At 69.2% G+C, this 11264-nt stretch carries 10 protein-coding genes; 8 read left to right on the top strand and 2 right to left on the bottom strand.

Annotation, left to right across the window (positions count from 1 at the left end):
- Positions 1-38 precede the first annotated feature (38 nt).
- Positions 39-1652, bottom strand: a complete 1614-nt coding sequence (locus tag BPODLACK_RS03690) for a phytoene desaturase family protein (RefSeq protein ID WP_159404746.1) — start codon at positions 1650-1652, stop codon at positions 39-41.
- Between the two features lie 46 nt (positions 1653-1698).
- A complete protein-coding gene (locus BPODLACK_RS03695; protein ID WP_159404747.1) occupies positions 1699-2370 on the bottom strand; it encodes a GNAT family N-acetyltransferase in 672 nt (223 codons plus the stop codon).
- A 321-nt stretch (positions 2371-2691) separates the two neighbouring features.
- Here BPODLACK_RS03695 and BPODLACK_RS03700 point away from each other — a divergent pair, with 321 nt between their 5' ends.
- The 8 genes from BPODLACK_RS03700 (at position 2692) to BPODLACK_RS03735 (ending at position 11186) form a co-directional block, all read left to right on the top strand.
- Positions 2692-3156 carry an SAV_6107 family HEPN domain-containing protein gene (locus BPODLACK_RS03700; protein ID WP_159404748.1) on the top strand — a complete coding sequence of 155 codons (465 nt, stop codon included), beginning with the start codon at positions 2692-2694 and terminating at the stop codon, positions 3154-3156.
- Positions 3157-3333: 177 nt separating this feature from the next.
- Positions 3334-3735, top strand: coding sequence for a DUF3040 domain-containing protein (locus BPODLACK_RS03705; RefSeq protein ID WP_006434989.1), 402 nt, complete (start codon positions 3334-3336; stop codon positions 3733-3735).
- A gap of 451 nt (positions 3736-4186) precedes the next feature.
- Positions 4187-4627, top strand: coding sequence for a division/cell wall cluster transcriptional repressor MraZ (mraZ, locus tag BPODLACK_RS03710; protein WP_006434990.1), 441 nt, complete (start codon positions 4187-4189; stop codon positions 4625-4627).
- Between the two features lie 242 nt (positions 4628-4869).
- Positions 4870-5856 carry a 16S rRNA (cytosine(1402)-N(4))-methyltransferase RsmH gene (rsmH, locus tag BPODLACK_RS03715; protein ID WP_159404749.1) on the top strand — a complete coding sequence of 329 codons (987 nt, stop codon included), beginning with the start codon at positions 4870-4872 and terminating at the stop codon, positions 5854-5856.
- Between the two features lie 2 nt (positions 5857-5858).
- Positions 5859-6716, top strand: a complete 858-nt coding sequence (locus BPODLACK_RS03720) for a hypothetical protein (protein ID WP_159404750.1) — start codon at positions 5859-5861, stop codon at positions 6714-6716.
- A gap of 103 nt (positions 6717-6819) precedes the next feature.
- Complete coding sequence (locus tag BPODLACK_RS03725) at positions 6820-8817, top strand: peptidoglycan D,D-transpeptidase FtsI family protein (protein ID WP_159404751.1); 1998 nt, start codon at positions 6820-6822, stop codon at positions 8815-8817.
- A gap of 138 nt (positions 8818-8955) precedes the next feature.
- The gene (locus tag BPODLACK_RS03730; RefSeq protein WP_159404752.1) at positions 8956-10641 is read left to right on the top strand and encodes a UDP-N-acetylmuramoyl-L-alanyl-D-glutamate--2,6-diaminopimelate ligase; all 1686 of its coding nucleotides are present in this window, start codon (positions 8956-8958) and stop codon (positions 10639-10641) included.
- Positions 10638-11186, top strand: a complete 549-nt coding sequence (locus tag BPODLACK_RS03735; protein WP_159404753.1) for a UDP-N-acetylmuramoyl-tripeptide--D-alanyl-D-alanine ligase — start codon at positions 10638-10640, stop codon at positions 11184-11186. Before BPODLACK_RS03730 ends, BPODLACK_RS03735 begins: the two co-directional genes overlap by 4 nt.
- The last annotated feature ends 78 nt before the right edge of the window (positions 11187-11264 follow it).

Here is an 11264-nt window from a genome sequence, read left to right on the forward strand (position 1 = left end):
ACGTCTCCGACGCTCAGCCGAACAAACGTCTCCGACGCTCAGCCGAACAAACGTCTCCGACGCAGTGCGGCGTGGCCGGCGATGTATCCACTCGCACCGGTCACCCCGCCACCGGGATGTGTCGACGCACCTGCCAGGAGGAGACCGTCGGCACCGGGGACACGGTGGCCCGCCAGGTCCGGGGTCGGACGCCACATGAACATCTGGTCGATCGACATCTCCACGTGCATGATGTTGCCGCCGATCAGGCCCAGTTCGGATTCGAGGTCCTCCGGGGTCTGCACATGACGATGGGCGATCGACTCCGCGAAACCCGGTGCGTGACGGTCCACCTCGGCGCAGACCGCCGCTGCGGCCTGCGCGCCCAGTGTCGACCAGTCGCCCTCGGCGAGCCGATACGGATGCCACTGCGCCCACAGGTTGATCGCGTGCCGACCCTCCGGGGCGAGGGTGGGATCGATCGCCGAGAAGCTCATCGCAACGACGGCGGGCCGCGGCGGCAGTGCGCCGACCGCCGCTGCCGCATGCGCGCCGACCAGGTGCGCGCGATCGGTGACCAGCAGCCCGAGGGCCGAGTGGACGCCGTGCGCGGGCAGGTCGTCGGGGAGGTCGCGATAGGCGGGCAGTGCCGTCGTACCGAGGCGCACCGCCATCCCGATCCCGCTGCCGACCACGATGTCCCGTCGCCAGCGGTCGAGGGTCCCGGCGTCGAAACCGCCCGCGGCCAACATGTCCAGGGTCGTCAGCACGTGGCAGGCGTTGATCACCGTCGGCGCGCACCGACGTTCGCCGGATGCGATCTGCACCCGCCAGTGGTTCCCGCACCGGGTGATCGAGACGGCCGGGTCCCCGCACGCGATCCGCCCACCGTCGGCCTCGATGCGGTGGACGAGCGCGTCGGTCAACGCGCCGCTGCCACCGATCGCCCGGCCGGGCGGGATGCGGTGCATCAGCGCGGCGAACCCGACCATCGGAGCGCTACCGGGTGCATTCATCGGCGGTCCCGACTGGGCGCCGAACCAGGCGAGTCCCGCCTTGAGCTGTTCGGAGTCGAAATAGCGGTCGAGGAGTGAGTCGCCCGAGGCCATGAGCTCGGCGGTCAGGTTCATCATCGCGCCGCTGCGGCGTCCGATGAGGCCGGTGCGTTCGGTGCTGGCGGTCGAACCGAGACCTCTGAACGCCCGGCCGAACTGCCGCATGGTCGCCGGCCGGTAGAACGCGTCCATGACGGCCGCCGACCGCGGCGTCCACGTCTCGACGAACTGTCGGTACGCCGCGGCATCCTTCGCGCCACAGGCCCGTTCGATGGAGGCGCAGGTGGCCTCCAGGTCGGTGCGGAAGACGATCGCCGGTGCGGTCGCGGTCGCCGGGACGAAAGCCCAGGGGTCGCAGTCGACGTAGCGCAGTCCGTGCGCGGCGAGGTCGAGGTCGTCGAGGACGGGGGAGTGCCGGATCATCAGGTGCGCCGAGGAACCGCGATCGATCCGATGACCGGGGAAGCGCTCGACGGTCGACACGGCGCCGCCGGGGATCTCGTCGCGTTCGAGCACCTCGACGTCCCGTCCGGCCTGCGCGAGATACGCCGCGGCGATCAGGCCGTTGTGACCGGCGCCGACGATCACCGCGTCGCGCCGCTCGCCGTGCCCGCTCATGCGGGCCCTGTGCCGTGCGCGATCGTTTCCGGGTGTGCCATGTCCTTTATCCTGCGGGTCGTGCTGGACCAGCCGACGGCGGTTGGAGTTCCAGGGGGAGCGGACGGCCCAGGAATGCGAACGGCCGCGGGTCGCCGGTGAACGTGAAATGCCGGAGCACGTCGGAGAACCCCATCCGCCGGTACAGCGACCACGCGCGGTTCTGCTCGGCCGGGATCTCCGGGGTCGACAGCAGGACGTGGCGTTCGGGCCGGTCGGCGAGTAGGCGTGCGAGCAGCAACTGGCCGATGCCGCGTCCCTGTGCGGTCGGGTGTACGTGCAGTTCGGTCAGCTCGAAGTAGTCGCGGGCGATCATCTCGATCTCCGCGGGCGAGCGCCCGGTCTGCCGCAGCCCGAGCCGGAGTTGCTGATTCCACCACTGGCCGGTCGCCCCCGTGTACCCGTAGGCGATGCCCACGAGAACGTCGTCGGGACCTGAGCCGACGGGCGTTCCGACCCGACGCCGGGCGGTCGACATCGCCTGCGCCTCGTGCGGGGGCAGCGAGGCGATCGCGCCGATCGCGCGCCAGCCCGGCCGGGCGATGTGCTCGCGCCAGAGGGCGGCTCGGTGCACCTCGGTCCCACGGGGATATCCCATCGCGGTCACGTAGACGTCGAGCGCGGGCTCCAGCCACACGCGGGAGTCCTGACCACTGAGGTTCACCAGGCGGACGGTCACCGGCGGGTCGTCTTCCGGCTCGCCGTGCGGGCCCGCACCGACCCGGCCAAGCGTTCTCCGACCATCTGGTGTGACTGTCCTCTCGGTGCGGCGGACTCGGCGGAATCGGGTCGCGGGACGCGGTGTTGTAGAAGGGTGCGGGTCGCGGACCCACGCCTTGAAGAGACGCGTGCCGCTAGCTATATTGAACGTGTCGAACGGGTGTTCGATGAATGTGCCTCCGCAAGCTGTTCGCGTTCATCCCGACGACATGACGGTCCGGTGGCGGACGAGGGAAGCGTCTGCCACCGGCCACCGTCGTCCGCGAGTGAGGAGGATGCCATGCCCGGTCGGCCCACATCCCGCCGGTCCGCCCCCGTCGACCCGGTGATGGTCGGCCGCGCGCGCGACCTCCTCCAGCGCGCACATCTCCTACTCGACAACGCCGACGGGGTCGAGGACAACGCCGAGCGATTTCGTCAGTTCTATCTTGCCGCGCTCCGTGCCGCCGGAGCCGCGCTCGCGATCGGTGAACCGATCGGTCCCGCTCGCCGTAAGACGTCGAACGCCTGGACCCGGATAGGTGTGGTCGCCCCTGAACTCGCGCCGCTGGCGGCGCGCTTCGCCGCGCTGTCGCCCGTGCGGATGAAGATCGAGTCGGGGATCATCCGAACGCTCGACCCCGACAGTGTCGCCGGCATGCGACTCCTCGTCCTCGACTTCCTTCGTCGGGTCGAAACCCTGGTCATCGCTTACGAGCAAGGCAAATTCGGGACAGAGGACCCCCAAATCGGGCGAACAGCGTGAGGCCGGACACACTTTCGGCGTTCCGTTGTCGTACCGGTATGTGCATCCGGCGCTGCAACAGCGAGTAATGGTGGTCGCGGCAGATTTCACCTCGTATCATGGGAGAATAAGGCGCAGACGCCTCACTGGTCGTGGTTGACCGTCGTCGGCGTCGCGGATCAGGGAGAAGGAGGGTCGGTGCCACTTTCGGAGCACGAGCAACGCATGCTCGAACAGATCGAGAGCGCTCTGTACGCGGAAGACCCCAAGTTTGCGTCCAGTGTCAAGCGTCGTCGGCTGGGCAAGTCGAGTGGCCGTCGTCGCCTACAGGCGGTGGCGATCTTCGTCGTCGGCCTCGTGATGCTCGTCGGCGGTCTCATCGTCAAGATCGACATCGGAGGATTTCCGATCGTCAGCCTCCTGGGTTTCCTGGTGATGTTCGGTGCCGGACTCTTCGCCCTCTGGGGTGACGACCTCGGCGACTCCGCGACGTCCTCGCCACGCGGGGGAGGCAAGAAACAGTCCGGGTCATCGGGCTCCAAGCGCAAGCTGTCGGAGCGGATGGAAGAACGATTCAACCGTCGGTTCGAGCAGGAGTAGGTTTCCGCCGGCCTGACGGGAACAACTCGTAGAAGAGCCGCGCACCCCACGGGGTGCGCGGCTCTTTTGTCTGTCCTCCCCTCGGCTCTCCCCGCCGTGACCCACTCCCGGCCCTTCCTCCAACCGGGGTTCCCCACCTTCCCCCACAGGGAGGCCCCACTTTCCCCCACCCGGGCACCCCACCTTGCCCCACCGGCGCGGAGACGCAGGTCGCACGGGTATCTGGCGCCTCATCCAACGCGTCTGTCACACGCCTGACCGACGTCCAGCGGACGGGGATCGCCGTGGACACGCAGGTAGCTCCAAATATTTAGCGTGCCTGAACTGCGAATTTGCTGATCGTGGGCGCTGGTGTGGGCCTCTGGGGTGGAAAGTGGAGGAAAGTGGGGTACTGTGGCATCACTGGGTGAGGCGATCCGGAGCGTGGAACCCAGGGGCAGGAGGTGTCGACATGTCCGTGCGATTTGTCGGCACCTACACGCCGAAATTGGACGACAAGGGGCGACTCACGTTGCCCGCCAAGTTCCGCGACGCACTGGCAGGAGGGGTAGTGGTCACCAAAGGCCAAGACCACAGCTTGTCGGTGTACCGGACCGAAGAGTTCGACGCGATCGCGGCGAGGATCGTCGAGGCGTCACGCAACGACCCTGACCTGCGTGCGTTTCAGCGGACGTTCTTCGCCGGTTCGGAAGAACAGCGACCGGACGGCCAGGGCAGGATCAGCCTGTCCTCCGACCATCGCGTCTACGCGGGACTGTCCAAGGAATGCGTGGTGTTCGGCAGCTTCGATCACCTCGAGATCTGGGATTCGGCCGCATGGGACGAGTACCAGTCGCAGCACGAGGAGAACTTCTCGGCGGCGAACTCGGCCGCGCTGAACGCGGTCTTGTAGCCGAGAGGGGACGAGGCGGAAGCGGTGCACGGGCTTCGGGTGGCACGAGGCCCCGATCCGGTCCGACCCTGGCGTACTTCCCCAACGCCAGGTGCGTGATCGGGTCGGGACCTCGCTCCATCCGGGCGCGGCACGAGGCGAGAGTCCACCGTCCGCGACACGACACTCCTCCGACAAGTCCTTTCGCACCGAAACGCCGACTCTGCCGACCGACATGGCCGACACGCCGATGGGGGCCCTCCGTGGATGACACTGGTGACGACACTCGCCGCTCCGGCGAGTTCGGCCACATCCCGGTCATGGGCCGGCGGATCGTCGAATTGCTCACCCCGGCACTGGAATCCGAAGACCGACGCGTGTTCCTCGATGCGACGCTCGGTGCCGGCGGACACAGCGAACTCATCCTGAACACGTTCCCGAACGTGCACCTCGTCGGCATCGACCGCGACGCCTCGGCCCTGGAGATCGCGCGACGCAGGCTCGAACCACACGCGGACCGGATCTCGCTGCACCAGGCCACCTTCCACGAGATCGCCGATGTCCTAGCCGATGCCGGTGAGGAATCCATCGACGCCGCCCTGTTCGACCTCGGTGTCTCGTCGATGCAACTCGACCAGGCCGGCCGGGGATTCGCCTACTCGGTGGACGCCCCGCTGGACATGCGGATGAACCCCGACGACCCGCTCACCGCAGCGGACGTGCTCAACACTTACAGCCACGGCGAATTGGCCCGGGTCCTCTCCGAATACGGGGAGGAGCGCTTCGCCGGCAAGATCGCCTCGGCGGTGCTGCGCGAGCGGGAGAAGGAACCGTTCACCACCAGCGCACGCCTCGTCGAACTGCTCTACGCCACCATCCCGGCGGCGACGCGGCGCACGGGTGGTCACCCGGCGAAGCGGACCTTCCAGGCGTTGCGCATCGAGGTCAACCACGAGCTCGACGTCCTCCGCGAGGCGTTGCCGACGGCACTCTCCGTGCTCACGGTCGGCGGACGCGTCGCGGTGATGAGCTACCAGTCGCTCGAGGACCGAATCGTCAAGCGGGAGTTCGCCGCTCGCACGACCTCGACCTCGCCGCCTGGTCTGCCCGTCGAGCTGCCGGGAACCGCCGCGGAGTTCCGCCACCTGACCCGCGGCGCCGAGCGTCCCGACGACGAAGAACTGACCACCAATCCGCGATCGGCACCGGTGCGAGTCCGGGCGGTCGAAAGAGTCGAGAAGAAGGGCTGATCATGACGATCCTGCACGAGGCCCCCAATCGTCCCGGCTCCGGACGTTCCGGCGGCAGGCGTTCCGACACCGGACGTTCCGAGGAGGAACGCGACACCCGGCGGTCGCGGAGGGCGCGCATCGAATCCGAGCGGGCGACGCGCTCGCGGGCGGCCCAGCGCGCGCTGGATCGCCGTCACAAGCGTATGGCGGCCGGGACGAGCGCGCCCCGCGCGGTCCGTGGTGGCCTGTCGATGTCCGGCGTCTCGTTCCGGGAACGGTTGCAGCACACACCTTTCGTGGTCCCGGTGATCGCGTTGCTCGTCCTGGGTCTCGGTCTGAGCCTGTGGCTGTCCACCAAGTCGGCCCAGGACTCCTACAAGCTCGGCATCGAGCGGACGGAGAACCAGTCGCTCATCGATCAGCGGGATGCGCTGAAGCGAAGCTACGAATCCGGCAACTCTGCTCCCGAACTGTCCCGGGAGGCAACGCGTCTCGGCATGATCCCGGCGGACAATCCGGCGCGGATGATCGTCGACGATCCGCGACGGCCCCGTATAGTCGGGAAGCCGGCACCGGCATCGGGGAAGCCGATGGCCGATCTCAACCCCGAGCCGAAGCCCGACCCCACCGAGACCATCGATCCGCGCAAGGTGGACGACTCGATCGGGCTCGGCGGTGGTGCCGCCGGCACACCCAACCCGCCTGCGCAGCAGAGCCCGACGCAACCGAGCCCGACGCAACCCGATCCGGCCCAACCGAATCCATCGGCGACACCTGGTCAGGGAGAGGGTCCGTCGACGCCGACCGACCCGGGGACAACACCTCAGCCGTCGCCCTCGACACCGGTCCCGGCACCGAATGTCGTGCCCCGTACGTGAGGTGCTCGCCGGCCGTGGGGGCCGTCACAGTGCTCCCATCGATCTGCAACCCGCCGATGCCAAATCCCTGTCACGACCTTGAAGCGGTGAACAATTGACGACCATGACACGTGCGACCTTCGAGCGACTCGGCCACGGGCCGTCTCGCCCGGGACGTCGTCCGGGCCACGGGCCGTCTGGCCCGGGACCTCGTCCGGGCCATGGGCCGTCTGGCCCGGGACTTCGTCCGGGCCGGGGATCGAGCGCCGCCGGCGGCCCGCGTGGCCGCGGGCCGGGCAAGGGCGGCCCGCGCAAGGGCGGGGGGCTGCACAGCTTCGGTTTCCGGACGCGGGTGGCCGGTGTCGTCGTGCTGCTCGTGGTCCTCGCGGTGGCGGCCAAGATGATCGTCGTCCACACCGTCCAGGCCGGGTCCATCTCGGCCGAGGCCGCCCAGCAACGCGAGTACACCCAGGTCCTCACGGCCAAGCGGGGTTCCATCCTCGATCGCAACGGACGTCCGCTGGCCTACACGGACGAGGCCCGGTCACTGACGTTCCTGCCCAAGGCGGTTCGCAAGTCGATCGAGGAGGAACACCGCAAGAACGCCGAACTGCCCGGTGTCGACGAGCGGCTCAAAGAGATCGCCAAGGGCGTGTCGGTCGCACTCGGCGGTTCGATCAGCGAAGAGGACCTACTCGGGAAGGTGACCGGCGACGAGCCCTTCGTGTACCTGGCGCGGGCGGTCAGCCCGGACGTCGCCAAGCGCATCACCGAGGAGTTCCCGGAGGTCGGCGCCGACCCGGAGAGCATTCGGCTCTACCCCGGAGGCTCCCTGGCGGCCAACGTCATCGGCGATGTCAACTACGACGGCAACGGCCTCATCGGTCTCGAGGCCTCACTCGACGCGATCCTCTCCGGCAGCGACGGTTCCCGTACCTATGACCGCGGATCGGACGGCGCGATCATCCCGGGCAGCACGCGCAACGTGCACCCGGCGATCAACGGTTCCACCGTTCGTCTGACCCTGGACTCCGACACCCAGTGGTTCGTCCAGAGCCAGGTCATCAAGGCCAAACAGGCATCCGGTGCACGCGCCGCCTCGGCGGTGGTGCTCGACGCCGAGACCGGCGAGGTGCTGGCGATGGCCAACGACGGCACGTTCAACGCCTCGCTGCCGCTGTCGGATCAGCCGAAGGCCGAACTCGGCAACCCGTCGGTCACCTCCCCGTTCGAGCCCGGCTCGGTCAACAAGCTCGTCGCGGCCTCGGCCGCAATCGAGTACGGCCTCACCCGGCCGGACACCGTCCACCAGGTGCCCGGCAGCATCCAGATGTCCGGTGTCACCGTCCGGGACGCCTGGCCGCACGGTGTCGAGCCGTACACGACCACCGGCATCTTCGGGAAGTCGTCGAACGTGGGCACGCTGATGCTCGCGAAGCGGATCGGCGAGGAACGTTTCGCCGACATGCTCAAGCGATTCGGACTCGGCCAGCGCACCGGTGTCGGACTCCCGGCGGAGAGTGCCGGAGAGGTTCCCGCCCTGAGTCAGTGGTCGGGCGGTTCGTTCGCGAATCTGCCCATCGGCCAGGGGCTTTCGATGACGCTGCTGCAGATGACCGCGATGTACCAGGCGATCGCCAACGACGGTCTGCGTGTCCCGCCGCGCATCCTCGTCTCCGAGGAGCGCGATGGCAGTACCCGGGAGGGGCGTGCCCGTCCGGAGCCGGTGCGGGTCGTCAGCGAGCAGACCGCGCGGACCGTTCGCGACATGTTCCGTTCGGTGGTGCAGGACGATCCGATGGGCGTGCAGATGGGTACCGGTACCAAGGCCGCCGTCAGCGGTTATCAGGTCTCCGGCAAGACCGGCACCGCCCAGCAGGTCGATCCGTCCTGTGGCTGCTACTCGAACTCGCGGTACAACATCACGTTCGCCGGGATCGCCCCGGCCGACGCCCCCCGCTACGTCATCGGGATCATGCTCGACAACCCGCGGCGCAGCTCCGACGGCTCCGGGGGACAGTCCGCCGGTCCGCTCTTCTCGACCATCGCGTCGTGGATGCTGCAACGCGCCCAGGTCCCGCTCTCCGCGCCGGCGCCGAGGCTGACCCTCACCGCCAACTGATCACGACCGCCATGGTCGGCGCACCGCGTCCCGATCGCCGATCCCCGGTCGGTATCGTGAGTGCAATTCTGCGCCGATCACGACCACCGACCGACAGACTGCACGTACACCGACAGGAAGAACCGAGGAGGCGAACTCATGACGTCTCGTGGTTCCACGGGCAAGGGGTCGGCCGGTAGGCGCAAGGGCAAGAAGCTCCCCGGTCGTCCGCGTGAGGTCGCACCGACATCGACGACCGTCCTGTCGACGGCCACCGGCGCCCGGCTCGACCTCGTCGGCGGCGCCGACCGCGACACCAGCGTGCAGGGCGTGACCCTGCGCGCCCAGGACGTGCAGCCGGGCGACCTGTTCGCGGCACTGCCCGGAGCGGCCACCCACGGTGCGCGTTTCGCCGACCAGGCGGTCGCCGCGGGTGCGACCGCGATCCTCACCGACCCGGCCGGCCGGGTCGAACTCAGCCGCGTCCTGCCGCCCGAGACCGCCGTCGCGGTGCTCATCCACCCGGCCCCGCGGACCGTGCTCGGCACCGTGAGCGCCCGCGTGTACGGCAATCCCTCGCAGCGGCTCAAGCTGATCGGGATCACCGGAACGTCGGGCAAGACCACCACGTCGTATCTCGTCGAGGCGGCCCTGCTCGCCGCCGGTCATTCGGTGGGACTCATCGGGACCGTCGAGACCCGCGTGAACGGCGTCGCCCAGCCCAGCTCGCTGACGACCCCCGAGGCGCCCACCCTGCAGGCCCTGCTGGCGGCGATGCTCGAGGACGGCGTCGACGTCGTCGTCATGGAGGTGTCCAGCCACGCACTGTCGCTCGGACGCGTCGACGGCGCCCACTTCGCGATCGGGGCGTTCACCAATCTCTCGCAGGATCATCTGGACTTCCACGGGACGATGCGCGCCTACTTCGACGCCAAGGCTCAGCTGTTCGTGCCGTCGTCGCCCACCCATGCGGTGCGCGCCGTGGTGTGCGTCGACGACGAGTGGGGTCGGCGGATGGCCGATCTCGCGCGTCGGCCGGGGGAGGCGGCGCACCTGCAGCCGGTGACGGTGTCGACCGGTGCGACGCCCGCACACTGGCATGCCGGCCCGTCGGATCTCGTCGGCGACGGCACCTCGCACACCCCCTTCACCGAACCCGACGGCGACCACGTTCTCGTCATCCCGCTGCCGGGCCGCTACAACGTGGCGAACGGCCTGCTGGCCGTCGCCGTGGCGCATGCCGCGGGGGTGCCGATCTCCACCGCCCTCGACGCGGTCGCGTCGGTGAGTGTCCCGGGACGCCTGCAGCGCGTCGATCGTGGACAGCCGTTCCTCGCGCTGGTCGACTACGCCCACAAACCCGGCGCCGTCGAGGCCGTCCTGGCGACCCTGCGGGGTCAGCTCGGCGAGGGACCCGGTCGCGTGGCCATCGTGATCGGTGCCGGCGGAGACCGCGACGCGGGCAAGCGCCCGCTGATGGGGGAGGCCGCGGCACGCGGTGCCGAACTCGTCATCGTCACCGACGACAATCCGAGGTCGGAGGAGCCGGCCGCCATCCGGTCCGAGGTTCTCGCGGGCGCGCGTGCGGTCGACGCCGCCGAACGTCCGGTGGCTGCCGAACCGATACGCGAGGTCGCCGACCGCGCGGCCGCGATCGCCGAGGCGATCGCCTGGGCGGGTCCCGGCGACATCGTGCTCGTCGCGGGCAAGGGACACGAGGCAGGGCAGGAGATCAACGGCGTGAAGCATCCGTTCGACGACCGCGACGTCGTCGCCCGAGCGCTGGAATCGTCGACCCCGCAGAGCGCACCCGCCGGCTCGGTGGCCGCGGAGGGTGATCGATGACCGGACCGTTCGTCACGGTGATCCGCGGGGATACGCCGGTGACGGTCGACGACGCACGTCTGCTCATCCGTCGGCTCGCCGAGCACGCCGGTGCGATGCGCGGCAGCAGCTCGGTGGAGATCCGCGGCGACGCCGCGGGGGATCGGCCGCGCACCTGGGCGATCATCGCCGAGGTCGCCACCCCCGAGGGGAGCGCGGAGAATCAGCGTGTCGTCGAACACGATCTCCTCGGACGTCTGGCCGTCCGGTTGGCCGTCGACAAGACTCTCTGCGTGGGCGACTCCCGATCGGTGCGCGCCCTGCACCAGGGCGCCGTCATGGAGGGTTCCTGGGGTGACGAGGCGCGCATCGTCGAATCGGTCGAGGACGCCGCGGCGCTCGTCGACACCGACCCGGATTGGCGTCCCGCCGCCGGTGATGTCATCCTCCTCGCGGCCGCGAGCGCCGACCTGGACTCGGTGATCACCGCCTGGGGTACGAGCTGCGGATGGCAGATTCGCGAGGAGACGAGCGGCGGTCCCGCGGACGAAGGGACCGCACCATGAGGGCGCGCGACAGGGCGTGCCGGCCGAGAACATCGAACAGAGTCGGAGAGAAGAGCGTGGCCCGGAACGGACGAGCGA

It is taken from the genome of Gordonia sp. YY1, from assembly GCF_009872315.1.
GTDB lineage: Bacteria > Actinomycetota > Actinomycetes > Mycobacteriales > Mycobacteriaceae > Gordonia > Gordonia amicalis.

Coding starts and splice junctions, on each gene's coding strand:
- BPODLACK_RS03690 (WP_159404746.1), bottom strand. CDS start 1,652: ATGAGCGGGCACGGCGAGCGGCGCGACGCGGTGATCGTCGGCGCCGGT.
- BPODLACK_RS03700 (WP_159404748.1), top strand. CDS start 2,692: ATGCCCGGTCGGCCCACATCCCGCCGGTCCGCCCCCGTCGACCCGGTG.
- mraZ (WP_006434990.1), top strand. CDS start 4,187: ATGTCCGTGCGATTTGTCGGCACCTACACGCCGAAATTGGACGACAAG.
- BPODLACK_RS03720 (WP_159404750.1), top strand. CDS start 5,859: ATGACGATCCTGCACGAGGCCCCCAATCGTCCCGGCTCCGGACGTTCC.
- BPODLACK_RS03725 (WP_159404751.1), top strand. CDS start 6,820: ATGACACGTGCGACCTTCGAGCGACTCGGCCACGGGCCGTCTCGCCCG.
- BPODLACK_RS03730 (WP_159404752.1), top strand. CDS start 8,956: ATGACGTCTCGTGGTTCCACGGGCAAGGGGTCGGCCGGTAGGCGCAAG.
- BPODLACK_RS03735 (WP_159404753.1), top strand. CDS start 10,638: ATGACCGGACCGTTCGTCACGGTGATCCGCGGGGATACGCCGGTGACG.